Source organism: Paenibacillus sp. J22P169, assembly GCF_059691995.1.
In genome coordinates, this window is sequence record NZ_JCAUAO010000001.1 from 241,258 (window position 1) to 258,711 (window position 17,454).

Genomic DNA, 17,454 nt, shown 5'->3' on the forward strand with positions numbered 1-17,454 from the left:
CTGTGGGAGGGTTTATGTCAAACGAAAAGCAATTTGTCAAAGAAATTACACCACAAGGAGAAGATTTCTCTAGATGGTACATAGATGTTATTAAGAAAGCAGATTTAATGAGTTACTCCCCGGTACGCGGATGTATCGTATTTAAACCGGATGGGTATGAAATTTGGGAAAATATTCAGCGTGAACTGGATAGCAAATTTAAAGAGACAGGTCATCGCAACGCGTACTTCCCGTTGTTTATTCCAGAAAGCTTTTTCCAAAAGGAAAAAGAGCATGTTGAAGGTTTTAATCCTGAGCTTCCATGGGTGACTGAAGCAGGTGGAGAGAAATTAGAAGAGCGTTTGGCGATTCGTCCAACCTCCGAAACGATGATCGGACATATGTATGCCGAGTGGATTAATTCCTATCGTGATCTGCCTTTGTTGATCAATCAATGGGCAAACGTTGTTCGTTGGGAGAAGCGGACACTGCCATTCCTTCGTACAACTGAGTTTTTATGGCAGGAAGGCCATACCGCTCATGAAGATGAGCAGGATGCCCGCCGCGAAACGATGCAAATGCTGGACGTTTACCGTCAATTTGCGGAAGAGTTCCTTGCTATTCCAGTTATCGTAGGTCAAAAGACACCATCTGAGAGATTTGCTGGTGCGATTGATACCTTCTCTATTGAAGCGATGATGAAAGACGGTAAAGCCGTTCAAGCAGGTACTTCCCATTACCTAGGCACCAAATTCGCAGTTGCTTTCGATATCAAATTCTTAGATCGTGAGAATCAGCATCAATTTGCTCATACAACTTCATGGGGTGTGAGTACACGTTTAATTGGTGCCCTAATCATGGTTCATGGAGATGATCGTGGCTTAGTTCTACCGCCGAAGGTTGCTCCTACGCAAGTAATCATGATACCGATTGGACCTCCAAAAACACGTGAACAGGTGATTGGACGTGTAGACGAGTTGTATGCTGAACTGAAGAAAGCTGGCGTTCGCGTTAAAGTGGATGATCGTGCTGATCAAAGTCCTGGTTGGAAATTCAACGAGTATGAAATGCGCGGCGTTCCAATTCGTGTAGAGCTTGGTCCTCGTGACATGGAAAATGGCGTAGTTGTTCTTGTTTCTCGCGTAAGTGGGGAAAAGAAAATCGTGCAACAAGCTGACTTCGTGCAAGAAGTTCAAAATTTACTTGCTGAGATTCACCAGCAGATGTATGATAAAGCGAAGCAATTCCGTGACGAGCATTACATCGCGGTAGATACGATCGATGAATTTAAGACATTCTTGGAGACGAAACGCGGATTTGCCTTGGCTGGCTGGTGTGGATCTGACGCTTGCGAATCGCAAGTGAAAGAAGAAACAGGAGCAACAAGTCGTAATATCCCGTTCACACCATCTGAAACTAAATCGACTTGCCTTGTATGTGGTGAAGCTGCCAAGCATACGGTTGTTTTTGGTCGAAGCTATTAATTACAATCAAGGGCATATGGAGGGTCTATCTCCATTGCCCTTGGTATGTTTATGGGGAGGCTGTTCATGAGTAATTTGGCTGATAAACGGAATCGCTTTGAGCTTTTGATGCAGCAAGCCGAGATTCCAGCCGATGTTGTACGGTCATATTTTGCAGATGGCTACATTGATCAAGTAGAAATTAGTCGAAAAAACCGCGACTGGACGTTCTATTTGGTTAAAAATGACCTTGTGCCTCTGAACATTTATCGTTCATTTTGTAAAATGATTCAAGAGAAATTCGCGCAAATCGCAAAAATTCGTTTTATTTGGAAGTATGAACAAGCAGAGCCAGCTGCTCTAGTTGAGGAGTATTGGGGTTTGTTTATGGAATGGCTGCAGCGGGAAGTCCCTTCTGTTAATGGTTGGATGTCGAAGGCTAGGTTCGAGGTTCAGGGGCATGCACTATCCTTGATTATGCTAGATGCCATTGGACTAGAATTAGCGAAGAAAAAAAATATCGATATGTTTATCCGGAATTTTTTCCATAATTTTTTTCAGACGGAATTATCAATCAAGTACGCAATGAGTGATTCAACCGAAATAGTTGCGGAATATGAGAAGTTTGCGAAGCAACGTGAGCAAGGTGAAAAATCATACACGCAAGAAATCATGATGTCCATCGACATGGAGGAAGAAGAGTCTTCATTACCAGAGGGTGATTTGAAGCTAGTCATGGGCATTGATATAAAGGAAGTTCCGACGCCGCTGAAGGATATCCAGGAAGAAGAGAAGAAAATTGCGGTACAAGGTACAGTATTTGGGCTAGATGTTAAAGAATTAAGAAACGGAAATACGTTATTTACGTTTAATATTACGGATTTCAGTGATTCATTGGCTATGAAGGTTTTTGCGAAGACTAAAGACGATGTGAAGATCATGAGCCTTCTCGCCAATGGAACTTGGATTCGAGCAAGAGGGAAAGTTGAGTATGACCGGTTCATGCAAATCCCTGAGCTTGTCATGATTCCGAATGATCTGTACGAAGTGATGGCGCCGAGGGATCGTATGGATGATGCGGCGGAGAAGCGTGTAGAGTTTCATTTGCACACAACAATGAGTACGATGGACGCACTGACACCGATAGATCAATATGTGAAAATAGCGGCCAAATGGGGACATAAAGCGATCGCAGTTACGGATCATAGCAATATTCAATGTTTTCCTGATGCCGGAAAAGCAGCCAAAAAGCATGGGATTAAAGTGATTTATGGCGTTGAAGCGAATGTCGTCAATGATTCTGTTCCTATCGTTATGAATGGACAAGATCTCGATTTAAAACAAGCAACTTATGTGATTTTTGACGTAGAGACGACAGGGCTTTCGGTAACGAATAATCGCATCATCGAGCTCGCTGGTGTGAAAATGCAAGATGGCAAAGAAATTGATCGGTTTGCTACCTTCATCAATCCGCACGAAAAGATTCCTTATAACATTCAGCAGTTAACGAATATTAATGATGATATGGTGAAGGATGCCCCAGATATTGAGGATGAGCTTCCTAAATTTGTTGAGTTTATTGGGGATTGCGTGCTGGTAGCGCATAACGCGCGGTTCGATATGGGCTTTCTTCAAGCCAATTTAAAGCGAATGGATCTGCCAGAAGTAACTAACTCGGTGCTCGATACGCTGGAGCTTGCGAGATTTCTCTTTCCATCCATGAAAAATCATCGACTAAATACATTGTCAGATAAATTTAAAGTAGGTCTCGATAACCATCACCGGGCGATTGATGACTCCATTGCGCTTGGCTATGTCCTTTATCATTTAATAAATGAGGCAAATGATCGTCAGATTACGAACCTTGTCAAATTGAACGATTATGTGGGGAAAGACTTATCTAATCAACGGCCATTTCATTGCTGTATTTATGCTTTAAATGCTGTTGGTAAGAAAAACCTATTTAAATTAATCTCCATGTCTCATACAACTTACTTGCAGCGTGCAGCTACGATGCCCAAAAGTGTGCTTGTTGAGCATAGAGAAGGTCTCTTAATTACCTCTGGTTGTGAAAAGGGAGAATTCTTTGAAGCTGTTCTGAACAAGTCGATTGAAGAAGCTGAGCAAGTTTCGGAATTTTATGACATTCTGGAAATTCAACCGGTTAGCTATAACATGCATCTTGTAGAAAAAGGGTTGGTTGGCTCTGTAGAAGATCTTGAAAATGCGGTACGGCGTGTATGTGAAATCGGTTATAAAACAGGTAAGCCGGTTATCGCAACTGGGAATGTTCATTATCTTAATCCACGCGAAAAAGTTTGTCGGGATATCACGATTAATGGGATTACAGGGTTTAGCCCATTGAAGGCGATGAAGAAGCCTGATGCGCATTTCCGTACAACGAAAGAGATGCTTGAAGAGTTTAAGTTTTTGGGTGAAGAGAAAGCGATTGAAGTGGTTATTCGCAGTACGAATGATCTTGCAGATCGTTTTGAACCCATTGAACTTTTTCCAGACAAGCTATTCACACCGATTATCGAAGGTGCAGATGAAGAAATTCGTACAACTTGTTATGACACCGCGAAAAGTATGTATGGTGAAGAGCTTCCCGAAGTCATTATTGCTCGATTAGAGAAAGAACTTGTTCCTATTATTAAATTCGGATTTTCTGCCAACTATTTGATTTCAGAACGGCTCGTAAAGAAATCAAACGCGGATGGCTATCTGGTAGGTTCTCGAGGATCCGTTGGTTCCTCTGTCGTTGCGATGATGTTGGGGATTTCAGAAGTTAATCCTTTGCCTCCGCACTATATATGTCTTTCCTGCAGGCACAGCGAGTGGTTCTTAGACGGAAGTGTACCGAGTGGTTTCGATTTGCCTAATAAAGTATGTCCTTCCTGCGGCGGGAATTTAAAAGGGGATGGACATGACATTCCATTCGAAACATTCCTTGGTTTTAAAGGGGACAAAGTTCCCGATATCGATTTGAACTTCTCGGGTGTTTATCAGCCGGTTGCGCATAACTTCACGAAGGAGATCTTTGGACCTAAGAATGTATTCCGTGCAGGGACGATTGGTACTGTCGCTGAGAAAACAGCATTCGGATTCGTGAAGAAATATGAAGAAGAACAGGGCCAGAAATGGCGTGGGGCAGAAATTGCTCGACTAGCTTCAGGCTGTACAGGGGTTAAAAGAAGTACGGGGCAGCATCCAGGCGGCATTGTTGTCGTTCCTGATTACATTGAGGTTGACGATATAACACCGGTTCAATTTCCAGCTGATGACAAGAACTCGGAATGGATGACGACTCATTTTGACTATCACGCCTTCGATGCGAACTTGCTTAAATTAGATATTCTAGGACACGACGATCCGACGATGATGAGGATGCTTCAGGATTTGACTGGCATTGATCCGACAACGATTCCAATGAATGATGCGAAAGCCATGAGTATCTTTAATTCCACGGATGCCTTAGGGGTAAGACCTGATCAAATTCGTTCTCCGGTTGCTACGTATGGCGTTCCAGAGATGGGGACCAAATTCGTTCGTCAGATGCTTCAGGAAACGCAGCCGTCCTCTTTTGCCGATTTATTGCAAATCTCAGGCTTGTCACACGGAACGGGTGTTTGGTTAGGGAATGCTCAGGAGCTTATCAAAAAAGGGATTTGTAACATTAAGACGGTTATTGGCTGTCGGGATGATATCATGCTTTATCTGATTTACAAAGCGGGAATGGATGCGGGTCTTGCTTTTAAAATTACGGAGAGCGTTCGTAAAGGGAAAGGCTTGACTGACGAATGGAAAGATGAGATGAAGCGCTGTAATGTTCCCGCTTGGTATATTGAATCCTGCGAACGGATTGAGTATATGTTTCCAAAAGCGCATGCTGCAGCTTACGTTATCTCCGCCGTTCGTACTGCTTACTTCAAGGTGTACCATCCGATAGCTTACTATGCTACTTACTTTAGTGTTCGTGCTGCTGATTTTGATCTTGAACTGCTTTGCCAAGGATATGATGCGATTCTCAGACAATTAGTAGAGATCGAAGCGAAAGGTTTCCAGGCTCTGCCGAAAGAGAAAGCCATGGTTTCGATTCTTGAAATGTCCCTGGAAATGACGTCACGCGGTTTTAGTTTCAAGCCGATCGATATCTATCGTTCTGATGCAACGAAGTTTATCATTGATGGCACATCCTTAATTCCACCTTTTGCTGCGATGTCAGGGATTGGTGAAAGTGCCGCTAAGAATATTGCTGCCGCCAAGGATGAAGGAGATTTCCTATCTATTGAGGATTTCCAGAATCGTTCCAAAGCCTCCAAAACGGTCATTGAATTATTGAGTCAAATGGGATGCTTCCGCGGTTTGCCTGAATCCAATCAACTCTCATTATTTTAGTGGGAGAATGGTTTCGAAGTCAGTTTTTCTTCGGAAAACTTTTAGCTGTCAAGTGAAAATGATTAACAAGTTTGCTATTGTAATGCAAAGAATGGTTATGGTATAATTTTTATTGGCAATAATGAGGATATCATCTTGTGATTAAAGAGTGGGGAAACCCACTCTTTACATTTTGATATAGGACTTTTCCGGTTAAGACAAGGAAAAGTCAATTTAGGAGGTACACATATCTGTGGCTACACAAGAGCAAATCAAATCCATCATTGAGGACATGCTGAAGGATTTTGTTGAACAAAATGGGTTTGAAATCGTGGATATTGAATATGTCAAAGAAGGCAGCAATTGGTTCCTTCGTGTCTATGCTGACAAAGAAGGCGGAATTGATATAGATGATTGCGGCCGCATCAGTGAATACTTAAGTGTTCAATTGGACGAGAAAGATCCAATTACTGATGCTTATTTCTTGGAAGTTTCTTCACCTGGAGCTGAACGTCCACTCAAGAAAACTCAAGATTATTACAAAGCCGTAAATAGTCACGTATTTGTTACCACGTATGAAGCGATCGACGGTTCTAAGGAATTTGAAGGATTGTTGCAGTCTTATGACGAGGAAGTTCTCGTGATTGGGATTGGTAAAAAGAAAATCAGCATTCCGGTTACCAAAGTAGCTAGTGCACGTCTCGCTATCGTATTTTAGTAATCGTTACTTATTGAAGGGGGGGACTCAGTTCAAATGAACACGGATTTTATTGAAGCGCTGTCGGAAATTGAACGAGAGAAGGGTATCTCCAAGGAGCTACTCATTGATGCTATTGAAGCGGCGATGATTTCAAGTTATAAACGTAATTTCAACACGGCACAAAACGTGCGTGTAGATATCAATCGACATACGGGTCTTATCAAGGTATATGCACGGAAGACCGTTACAGAGGAAGTATTGGATCCAAGATTGGAAATTTCTGTTCACGCTTCGCGTGAGATTAATCCGAACTACCAATTGGAAGATATTGTTGAAATTGAAGTGACGCCTCGTGATTTTGGACGTATTGCAGCACAAACCGCTAAACAGGTCGTAACGCAACGAATCCGCGAAGCCGAGCGTGGCTTAATTTATAATGCTTTTATCGATAAAGAAGAAGATATCGTAACAGGTATCCTACAGCGTCAAGATCAACGAAATATTTATGTTGACCTGGGCAAAGTAGAAGCAGTTCTTCCACTTACGGAGCTTATGCCAACGGATAAGTTCAAACAAGGTGATCGCATTAAAGCCTATATTACGAAAGTTGAGAACACAACAAAGGGTCCTCAAATTATTTTATCAAGAACTCATCCAGGTTTGTTAAAGCGTCTATTTGAGCTTGAAGTGCCTGAGATTTTTGATGGCGTCGTTGAGATTCGTTCCGTTGCACGTGAAGCAGGCTTCCGTTCGAAGATCGCAGTTCATTCCCGTAATCCAGAGGTTGATCCTGTCGGTTCTTGTGTAGGACCTAAAGGTTTGCGTGTTCAAACGATCGTAACTGAACTGCGCGGAGAGAAAATTGATATCGTTCGCTGGATGGAGAGCGTGGAAGAGTATGTGGCGAATGCGCTTAGCCCTTCTAAAGTGCTTGAAGTTCAGATTCATGAAAATGAAAAAATGGCGCGTGTCATTGTCCCTGATTATCAGCTATCTCTGGCAATTGGGATTAAAGGTCAGAATGCCCGTTTAGCTGCCAAGTTGACAGGTTGGAAAATCGATATCAAGAGCGAAACACAAGCAGAACAAGAATTTGGTAGAGTGAAAACTTACTCGGAAGAGATGCACCAAGATTCGATTAGCATCGATTAAGTTGTTGTTAGGAACAAGGGGTGATCGGAATGAAGCAGAGAAAAATCCCTCTGAGAAAATGCGTTGCCTGTCAGGAAATGATGCCGAAGAGGGACTTGATCCGCGTCGTCAAAACGCCTGAGGATGACATTCTCATTGATCTCAAAGGGAAGAAGTCTGGGCGCGGTGCCTACCTGTGCGGTAAAGTTTCTTGTTTTAAATTGGCAAAGAAAAGCAAAGCCCTGGATAGAGCTCTGAAGCATGCTGTAGGCGCAGACATTTATGACCAACTGGAACAAGATTTCATTCGTGTGGAAGATGAATTCCTTTCTTCGAAAGAGGAGGAATCCGAAGATGAATCCTAAATTTTATTCGCAATTGGGATTGGCAATGAGAGCCGGGAAACTCGTAACGGGTGATGAAGGTGTTTTCAAAGCAATTCGCGCGGGTGATGCCAAGCTTGTTATCATGGCGGAAGACGCATCAGCTAATACACGTAAGAAATTTCAAGATAAATGCCTATTTTATGGGGTTAAACTCATGGAAGTCGGTACGAAGTATGAATTGGGCCGCAGCATTGGGAAAGAAATGCGTGTCACCATAGGTGTATTGGACGGAGGCTTCGCGCAGATGCTGCAGAAGAGTCAAGAAAATCCTGCGGAGGTGAAACATATTGACCAATAAACAAGATAATAAAGACAAGACACGCGTGTACGAATACGCGAAGCAGCTCAATATGAGCAGCAAAGAAATTATTACCATTCTCAAACGATTAAATATACCTGTTAACAACCATATGAGTGTAATGGAGAATGATGCTGTTAGCAGTGTGGAAAAGTTTTTTAGAGATATCAAAGCAAATGCGGCTGCCAAACGAGCAGCTACGGACGGAGGAAATGTGAGTTCATCTACGACGAATCAGAATCCTGCATCGCAGGCTCCAGCACAAGAGAATAAAGGTGCAGTAACTCCGGCGGCAACAAAGCCGTCATCAGTTACGGAACAATCAACTAGTCAACCGACTACACCAACAAGTTCGGTGACGCCACAACAAGGTCAGTCTACGCAAAACACATCTAGTCGCCCTCCACAGTCACGTCCAAGTGGTCAAAGCAGCAACTACCAAGGCAATCGCCCTAATAATAGTCAAGGCGGACAACGTACGGGCTATCAAGGTTCTAATCCGAATGGTGCGCGTCCTAGCGGTCAAGGCTCCAGCCAAGGCGGACAACGCACAGGTGGTTACCAAGGCTCCAATCCTGGTGGACAGCGTCCTGCAGGGCAAGGCTCGAGCCAAGGTGGGCAACGTACGGGTGGTTACCAAGGCTCTAATCCTGGTGGACAACGTCCAGCGGGTGGAAGCAGTGGTGGATATAACAGCAGTCGTCCAGCTAGCCAAGGCTACAGCCAAGGTCAAGGACAAGGCGGAGCACCAAGAACAAATAGTAACTATGCAGGTTCCCGCCCTAATCAAGGCGCAGGCAGCCCAGGAGCAAGTAGTGGTCAAAGCGCGAACAGCGGGCGTCCACAATCCAGCCCGAATCGCAGTGCTGGCCCTAATCGTCAGTCCAAGCCATTTGAGAACCGCAACAACAACCAAAGTGGAAGACCGGTTGTTCAAGAAGCTAAACCGCAATTCCATGTTGGTGCAACAGCAGCTGAGTTGGATGATGCAGCAGCAAAAGCTGGTATCATCACAACAAAGAAATCCAAACCAACGCCAAAACGTTTTGATGATAACAGATCTGGTGGTAATCGTGGTCCTGGCGGCAACAACAGAGGCAACCAACGCGGTAACAACAGAGGTCGTTACCAACAAGATATGGTTAAGAAAGAAAAAGTGGATAATACACCTAAGAAGATCATCGTTCGTGGCAATATGACTGTTGGTGAAACAGCAAAATTGCTTCACAAGGATGCTTCTGAAGTTATTAAGAAGCTTCTATTCCTTGGCACGATGGCTACGATCAACCAAGAGCTAGATTTGGAAACCATTCAATTGATTGCAACTGAATTTGGTGTTGAAGTTGAAATCAAGATCAAAGTCGAAGAAGATAACTTCGAAACTTTCGAAGAAATCGATGACGAGGCTGATTTGCTTGAGCGTCCACCTGTTGTTACCATCATGGGGCACGTTGACCATGGTAAAACAACTTTGCTTGATGCCATTCGTAAAACGAGTGTTACAGAAGGCGAAGCAGGCGGAATCACACAGCACATCGGTGCTTATCAAGTCGAAGTTAATCATAAGAAAATTACTTTCTTGGATACGCCAGGTCACGAAGCGTTTACTACGATGCGTGCCCGCGGTGCTCAAGTTACAGATATTACGATTATCGTTGTTGCAGCAGATGACGGTGTAATGCCACAAACCGTAGAAGCGATTAGTCATGCTAAAGCGGCTGGCGTACCCATCATTGTTGCTGTGAACAAGATTGATAAAGAAGGCGCTAATCCTGATCAAATCAAGCAAGCTCTTACGGCTTACGAGCTAGTTCCAGAAGAGTGGGGCGGCGATACGATTTTCTGCGAAATTTCCGCAAAACAACGTATTGGTCTAGAAAACTTACTTGAGATGATTTTGCTAGTTGCTGAAGTACAAGAGTACAAAGCGAACCCGAACAAGCGTGCAAGAGCAACCGTTATTGAGGCTGAATTGGATAAAGGAAGAGGCCCAGTGGCTAGAATCCTAATCCAACATGGTACTTTAAAAGTTGGAGATAGCTTCGTTGCCGGTGTATGTTTCGGTCGTGTGCGTGCGATCGTTAATGATAAGGGTAAACGTTTAAAAGAAGCGGGTCCTTCAACGCCAGTTGAAATCACGGGTCTGACAGAAGTACCACAAGCTGGGGATCCATTCTTAGCTTATGAAGATGAGCGTAAGGCAAGAGACATCGCGGATCGTCGTGCGATTGCACTTCGTCAATCCGAGATGACAGCTAATTCACGTGTTACACTTGAAGACCTCTTTAAACATATTAAAGATGGCGAAGTGAAAGATCTGAATGTTATTATCAAAGGTGACGTTCAAGGTTCTGTTGAAGCACTGAAAAGCTCTCTTGAGAAGATTGAAGTTGAGGGTGTTCGCGTTAAGATTCTTCACAATGGCGTTGGTGCCGTAACAGAATCTGATATCATTTTGGCTTCTGCTTCAAATGCAATTATTATCGGATTTAACGTTCGTCCTGAACCAGCTGCGAAAGCAACTGCGGATCAAGAGAAAGTGGATATCCGTCTGCATAACATCATTTACAACGTAATTGAAGAAATCGAGCAAGCAATGAAAGGCATGTTGGATCCAATCTTCAAAGAAGTTGTTCTTGGTCAAGCTGAAGTACGTAATGTATTCAAAATTACAGGTTCAGGAACTATTGCAGGTTGTTACGTAACTTCAGGTAAAATTGCCCGTAATGCACAAACTCGCTTGGTTCGTAGCGGAATTGTTGTTCATGAAGGCAAAATTGATTCTTTGAAACGATTCAAAGATGATCAAAAAGAAGTTGCACAAGGCTATGAGTGTGGTATATCTCTTGAGCGTTATCATGATATTAAAGAGGGCGACATCATCGAAGCCTTTATCATGGAGTCCGTTGAGAGGTGATTATAAATGGCTAGAGTTCGTGTAGGTCGAGTTGGTGAACAAATTAAGAAAGAGTTAAGTCAAATCATTCAAGCAGAGCTGAAAGATCCGCGTATTGGTTTCATGACCGTTACGGGAGTTGAAGTGACGAATGATTTGTCCCTAGCTCGCGTTTATCTAAGCGTAATGGGAACTGAAGAAGAGAAAGCTGCCACCCTTAAGGCGCTTTCTGTTGCTTCAGGGTATATTCGTTCTGAATTAGGCAAACGAATTCGTTTACGTAAGGTTCCAGAGCTTCAGTTTAAATTTGATGCTTCTATCGACTATGGTAGTCATATTGACCAGTTGTTGTATAAGCTCAATCAGGAAGGAAATACAAACGTATGAATATCGGAATGAACCATGCCACCGAATACTGTCAGCAGCTGGCAGCAGCAGCTGCATTTATCGAGCAGCATGATGATTTCTTGGTGGTATCTCACATCCAACCGGATGGAGATGCTGCCAGTTCAACGTATGCAACAGGTTGGATTTTAAGTCAACTTGGGAAGTCATTCACGATGATCAATGAGGGCGCTATGCCCTCTAAATTTTCGTATTTAGCAGGTAGTAATCAAACGATTGATTATAGTGAACAGGCACCTAATCGACTATACCAAACCATCATAAGTGTTGATTGTGCTGATTTCTCCAGAATGGGTAGGATCAGCACTCTTTTTGATGAGCAGGTAAACCTGCTCAATATTGACCATCACCCAACTAATGATGAATTTGGTTCCTGTCATTTGATCAAGCATGACGCCGCGGCTACCGTTCAAATTCTGTTTGATTTGGCGCTACATATGAATCTGCAACCAGACATTACGTTTGGTGAATGCATCTATACGGGCTTGTTAACGGATACTGGCGGTTTCCGATATTCGAACACTTCTTCCGAGGTTATGAAGATTGGCGCATCCATGTTGGAGTTAGGTGTCAAAGGTGCTGAAATCGCTGAGCATGTGCTAGAACGAATGACGTATGCACAAATTGTTCTTCTCCAAAAAGCGCTATCTACGCTTTCATTTGCTTATGATCGGAAGTTGGCCTGGCTTGCTGTTTCACTTGAAGACCTAGAATTAACGGGTGCTTCGAGCGATGATTTGGATGGCTTGGTGAACTATCCTCGTAATGTGGAGGGTGTCGAAGTGGGCATGTTGATTAAAGAGAAGGCATCGGGCGTCATTAAAGTAAGCCTACGCTCCTCTGGTTTAGTCGATGTTGCTGCAATCGCACAATCACTAGGCGGTGGAGGTCATGTTCGGGCTTCAGGATGTACAATTCATGGTACGTTAGATGAAGCTATTGCTAGAATGGTTCAGGAAGTAGGGGACAAGCTGAAATGACGTTAGAAGGCATTTTGCCTGTTTGGAAACCTGCGGGCTTTACATCCCATGATGTTGTTGCCAAAGTTAGAAGGATTTTGAGTATCAAACGAATTGGTCATACGGGTACGCTTGATCCGCAAGTGACAGGTGTTCTGCCACTTTGCATTGGTCGCGCGACACGGATGGTTGAATATATTCAAGAGTTACCTAAGGAATATGAAGCAGTTTTGCGAATTGGCTTATCTACAGATACCGAAGATATGACGGGAGAAGTAGTTGAAGAAGTTCCTCTTGTTTCACTCGAAGAGATTCAAGCGCGTGAAGTGCTTGAATCCTTTGTTGGGGACATAGAGCAGATTCCTCCAATGTTCTCTGCTGTCAAAATAGATGGTAAACGCCTTTACGAATTGGCGAGAGAAGGTAAGGAAGTAGAACGAAAAGCAAGGAAAGCCACGATCTTTGAAATAGAAATTCTTGAGCTCAACTTGAATCAGAAGCATCCTGAAATTCGTTTCCGTGCCGTGTGCTCCAAAGGTACATACATCAGAACGTTGTGTGTAGATATTGGAAAAGCACTCGGATATCCTGCCGTTATGGTAAGTTTGATTCGCACATCAACAGGGAATATTCGCAAGGAGCAATGTTTAACGTTTGAGCAAATTGTTCAAATGAAAGAAGATGGCTCGTTGCAGCAACATATGATTCCTATGGACATTGCCATCTCACATATTCCATCTATTTCTCTCACTGATCAAGAAGCTGTTCATTCGTCACAAGGAAAGAAAATAGCTCTAGCTGCGAATCGAGTGGCTCATGCAGATGCATCTCAAACCATATTTCGGGCCTATTCACCAGATGAACGATTTTTGGGTCTGTTTGAATGGAAAAGCACTAGCCACGTCTTGGTCCCGGCCAAAGTTTTCCTTTAATCATAACGTCGCGGGACGGGTTGAAATGGGTAGGTGAACGAACTTATATGCAAATAATACCAATATCATATCCGATGGATTTGGATCGGCTGGCCCAGTTTGTAGGAAAACAAGTGGTGGCTATAGGTGACTTTGATGGTGTACATCTAGGACACCGAGAAGTTATTGGACGGGCTTTGCTAACGGCTAAGACCCTTGGACTAAACTCAGCCATCATGACCTTCTATCCTCATCCTAGAGCGGTAATGGGTCAAGATAAATATGTGGATCTACTGACTCCCATGAAAAAGAAGATGGAGATTTTTGAAAGCATGGGCATAAATCATGCTTACATTGTAACGTTTGATGCTTCACTCATGCGATTATCTCCGGAACAATTTGTGGATCAAGTGCTTGATCGACTTGGCGTTGATAGCGTCATATGCGGTTTTGATTTTACCTTTGGTTTTCAGGGTAAAGGTACTCCGGATTCACTCTGCGAGTTGAGTCACGGAAAATTCTCTGTTGAAGTGGTGAGACCTTTTCATATGAATGGTGAAAAAGTAAGCAGTACGCGTATTCGTGAAGCCTTGCAGCTAGGAGAAATGGAAACCGTGACAAGGCTATTAGGACGTCCATACAGCTTAAGTGGTACTGTTGTAAATGGTGCGAAGCGAGGGAGAACACTTGGTTTTCCTACAGCTAATCTCCAATTGGATGAACCCTATGTCAGTCCTACGAATGGAGTTTATGCGATTAAAGCGACCGTTCGCGGGGAAGTTTATCAAGGTGTCATGAATATTGGTGTAAAACCAACATTTGAGACAGGGGAACTAAAACCATCATTTGAAGCGCATTTATTTGAATTTTCCGAGCAAATATATGGAGAAACCGTCATGGTTGAGCTTATTGCTTTTCTTAGACCAGAACGTAAATTCACTTCATTAGAAGATTTAGTTGCTCAAATAAAACTCGATGCAGCAGAAGCTAAACAGAAATTGACGTTAGAGTCGTAATCTTACATTTACTTCTACTAGTCAATTGTGATATACTGATTAACGTTGTCGAATGGACTTGTTCATTTGGCATGAACCTTAGCTTGGATTGACGTTTTCATCGGCGCTTTCTAGGCTAGCGGGGATACTAATAGAATTTAGGAGATGAACGATTATGGCAATTACGCAAGAGCGCAAAACACAACTGATTCAAACACACAAAGTACACGATACCGACACAGGTTCACCTGAGGTACAAGTAGCAATCCTTACAGAAAACATTGTTAACCTTACAGACCACCTACGTACACACAAGAAAGATCACCACTCCCGTCGTGGTTTGCTTAAAATGGTTGGACAACGTCGTAAGTTGCTAGCATATGTTAAAAACAAAGATGTAAGCCGCTATAGTGCTTTGATTGCAAAGCTTGGTTTGCGTCGATAAAACCGACAATGAGAAGCAACCTGTTGCTCCTTTGCTAGGCTTGATAAAGCTCTGGCAGAGAGCAGCAAAAGGTTGCTTTTTCTTGTATTTTTAAAACAGGAAAAGAAGGAAATACTAGACATAACGCAGAAATAGAGGATAACTCCATAGCTTGTCTATTTTGCATACATACGGAGTAGATTCGGATTGGTCTCTGGATCTTTTGATTTCTGTACATGTTTATCAACACATATTTTGAAATTCAAACCATGCCTTAGGAGGATTTTATGGAGACAAGGGTACAAATGGAACTTGGCGGTAAGCCGTTCATTCTTGAAACAGGCCGACTAGCCAAACAAGCCAATGCAGCAGTAACTGTTCGTTATGGCGACACGGTTGTGCTTAGCACAGTAACGGCTTCCAGCGGACCGAAAGATTTAGATTTCTTTCCGTTAACAGTGAACTACGAAGAAAGATTATACGCAGTTGGTAAAATTCCTGGTGGTTTTATCAAACGTGAAGGACGTCCAAGTGAGAAAGCGATTCTTGCGAGCCGTTTGACGGATCGTCCAATTCGCCCTCTTTTCCCAGAAGGCTTCCGTAATGATGTTCAAATTGTGTCGATCGTCATGAGCGTAGACCAAGAATGTCCGCCAGAAATGGCTGCAATGATCGGTACATCCGCTGCACTTGCGATCTCTGATGTTCCATTTAATGGACCTGTCGGTGGCGTGATTGTTGGTCGTGTTGATGGGCAATTCGTTATCAATCCTACAGGTGAAGTAGCAGAGAAGAGTGATCTTCACTTAACTGTTGCAGGGACCAAAGATGCAATTATGATGGTTGAAGCAGGGGCGAAAGAAGTTTCAGAGGAAGTTGTCCTTGAAGCGATTATGTTTGGTCATGATGAGATTCGTAAGATTGTTGCAACGATTGAAGAATTGGTTGAACAAGTTGGTAAACCAAAAATGGAAGTTAAACTCCATGCTGTCGATGCTGAAGTGAATAGCGCGGTGCGTGAATTTGCTCAAGCAAGATTAGTGGATGCGATCAAAATTCCTGAAAAGCATGCTAGACAAGAAGCTATCGATGTTGTGAATGCAGATGCGGTTGGACATTTCACTGCATTGTATGTTGAAACACCGGGTCTTCTAGGTGATGTGAAAGAAACACTTTATGATATTGTGAAAGAGGAAGTTCGTCGCCTGATCACACATGATAAAGTAAGACCGGATGGACGTAAACCAGATGAGATTCGACCAATCGAATGCGATATCAACTTATTGCCGCGCACACATGGTTCTGGCTTGTTTACACGTGGTCAAACACAAGCACTTAGCATTTGTACATTAGGTGCTCTTGGCGATGTTCAAATCTTGGACGGTTTAGATCTGACTGAAACCAAACGTTTCATGCATCACTATAACTTCCCGCCGTTCAGCGTTGGGGAAGCTAGACCTTTGCGTCCTCCAGGCCGTCGTGAAATTGGACATGGTGCGTTAGGTGAACGAGCTATTGAGCCGATCATCCCGAACGAAGTTGAGTTCCCTTACACAATTCGTCTTGTATCTGAAGTGTTGGAATCAAATGGTTCAACTTCCCAAGCGAGTATTTGTGCAAGTATACTTGCGCTTATGGATGCTGGTGTTCCGATTAAAGCTCCAGTTGCGGGTATTGCAATGGGTCTCATCAAAGACGGCGATCAATTCTCTATCTTGTCAGATATTCAAGGTATGGAAGATCACCTTGGCGATATGGATTTCAAGGTTGCAGGAACAGCTGAAGGGATCACGGCTTTACAAATGGATATCAAAATTGATGGCATCGATCGCAGTATTTTGCAACAATCCTTGCAACAAGCGAAAGAAGGCCGTTTACACATTTTAAGTAAAATGGTTTCACGTATTTCCGAGCCAAACAAAAACCTTTCTCAATATGCACCAAAAATCCTCACAATGAACATTAATCCGGATAAAATCCGTGATGTTATTGGAGCAGGTGGTAAAATCATCAATAAAATTATTGAAGAAACTGGTGTGAAAATCGACATCGAGCAAGACGGTCGCGTATTCATTGCATCGTCAAATCAAGAAATGAACGAGAAAGCTCGTTCCATTATTGAAGGCATTGTTCGTGAAGTGATTGTTGGTGAAACATACCTTGGTACAGTGAAGCGCGTAGAGAAATTTGGCGCATTCGTTGAGATTCTCCCTGGTAAAGAAGGTCTCGTTCACATTTCACAAATTTCAACTGAGCGTGTTGCAAAAGTAGAAGATGTTGTGAATGTTGGCGATCAAATTACAGTTAAAGTTACAGAAATTGATCAACAAGGAAGAGTTAATCTTTCACGCAAAGCAACGTTAACTTCACAAGTCTCTGCACAAAGCTAGAGATTCGTATTCCGTGAGGACGTTTCATTCATAGTTCAGGATAAAGAGTCAGATCTATCTGTCTCTTTTTTGCTTTTCGCAGCATAGAAGGACATGCACGGGTTCTACTCTTGTCCCAATCTTCATACAATCAGGAGATG

13 protein-coding genes are annotated in these 17,454 nt (G+C 43.1%); all 13 read left to right on the forward strand.

The genetic code is table 11. From position 1 onward, the window contains the following. The first annotated feature begins 14 nt into the window (after positions 1-14). Positions 15-1,463: a proline--tRNA ligase gene (gene proS, locus AC58QG_RS01250; protein ID WP_497359998.1), complete on the forward strand. Its 1,449-nt coding sequence runs from the start codon at positions 15-17 to the stop codon at positions 1,461-1,463. A gap of 66 nt (positions 1,464-1,529) precedes the next feature. Beyond that, a complete protein-coding gene (locus tag AC58QG_RS01255; RefSeq protein ID WP_497360000.1) occupies positions 1,530-5,840 on the forward strand; it encodes a PolC-type DNA polymerase III in 4,311 nt (1,436 codons plus the stop codon). Positions 5,841-6,072: 232 nt separating this feature from the next. Continuing rightward, positions 6,073-6,537: a ribosome maturation factor RimP gene (rimP, locus tag AC58QG_RS01260; RefSeq protein ID WP_497360002.1), complete on the forward strand. Its 465-nt coding sequence runs from the start codon at positions 6,073-6,075 to the stop codon at positions 6,535-6,537. A gap of 36 nt (positions 6,538-6,573) precedes the next feature. Further along, positions 6,574-7,671, forward strand: coding sequence for a transcription termination factor NusA (gene nusA, locus AC58QG_RS01265; RefSeq protein WP_497286404.1), 1,098 nt, complete (start codon positions 6,574-6,576; stop codon positions 7,669-7,671). 29 nt (positions 7,672-7,700) lie between these two features. Continuing rightward, positions 7,701-8,015, forward strand: coding sequence for an RNase P modulator RnpM (rnpM, locus tag AC58QG_RS01270; RefSeq protein WP_065853834.1), 315 nt, complete (start codon positions 7,701-7,703; stop codon positions 8,013-8,015). After that, the gene (locus tag AC58QG_RS01275) at positions 8,005-8,334 is read left to right on the forward strand and encodes a L7Ae/L30e/S12e/Gadd45 family ribosomal protein (protein ID WP_497360004.1); all 330 of its coding nucleotides are present in this window, start codon (positions 8,005-8,007) and stop codon (positions 8,332-8,334) included. The genes rnpM and AC58QG_RS01275 overlap by 11 nt, the downstream gene beginning before the upstream one ends. 52 nt (positions 8,335-8,386) lie before the next feature. Further along, positions 8,387-11,251, forward strand: coding sequence for a translation initiation factor IF-2 (infB, locus tag AC58QG_RS01280; RefSeq protein ID WP_497362754.1), 2,865 nt, complete (start codon positions 8,387-8,389; stop codon positions 11,249-11,251). Positions 11,252-11,257: 6 nt separating this feature from the next. Then, positions 11,258-11,617 carry a 30S ribosome-binding factor RbfA gene (gene rbfA / locus AC58QG_RS01285; protein ID WP_310500281.1) on the forward strand — a complete coding sequence of 120 codons (360 nt, stop codon included), beginning with the start codon at positions 11,258-11,260 and terminating at the stop codon, positions 11,615-11,617. Next, positions 11,614-12,615, forward strand: coding sequence for a DHH family phosphoesterase (locus AC58QG_RS01290; RefSeq protein ID WP_497360006.1), 1,002 nt, complete (start codon positions 11,614-11,616; stop codon positions 12,613-12,615). The genes rbfA and AC58QG_RS01290 overlap by 4 nt, the downstream gene beginning before the upstream one ends. Then, positions 12,612-13,526 (forward strand): tRNA pseudouridine(55) synthase TruB, encoded by a 915-nt coding sequence (gene truB, locus AC58QG_RS01295; protein WP_497360008.1) that lies wholly within the window; start codon positions 12,612-12,614, stop codon positions 13,524-13,526. Before AC58QG_RS01290 ends, truB begins: the two co-directional genes overlap by 4 nt. 74 nt (positions 13,527-13,600) lie before the next feature. Then, the gene (locus AC58QG_RS01300) at positions 13,601-14,521 is read left to right on the forward strand and encodes a bifunctional riboflavin kinase/FAD synthetase (RefSeq protein ID WP_497360010.1); all 921 of its coding nucleotides are present in this window, start codon (positions 13,601-13,603) and stop codon (positions 14,519-14,521) included. Between the two features lie 154 nt (positions 14,522-14,675). Continuing rightward, entirely contained in the window at positions 14,676-14,945 is a 270-nt protein-coding gene (rpsO, locus tag AC58QG_RS01305; RefSeq protein WP_028558319.1) for a 30S ribosomal protein S15, read from the forward strand. A gap of 266 nt (positions 14,946-15,211) precedes the next feature. Next, positions 15,212-17,314: a polyribonucleotide nucleotidyltransferase gene (locus AC58QG_RS01310; protein WP_497360012.1), complete on the forward strand. Its 2,103-nt coding sequence runs from the start codon at positions 15,212-15,214 to the stop codon at positions 17,312-17,314. The last annotated feature ends 140 nt before the right edge of the window (positions 17,315-17,454 follow it).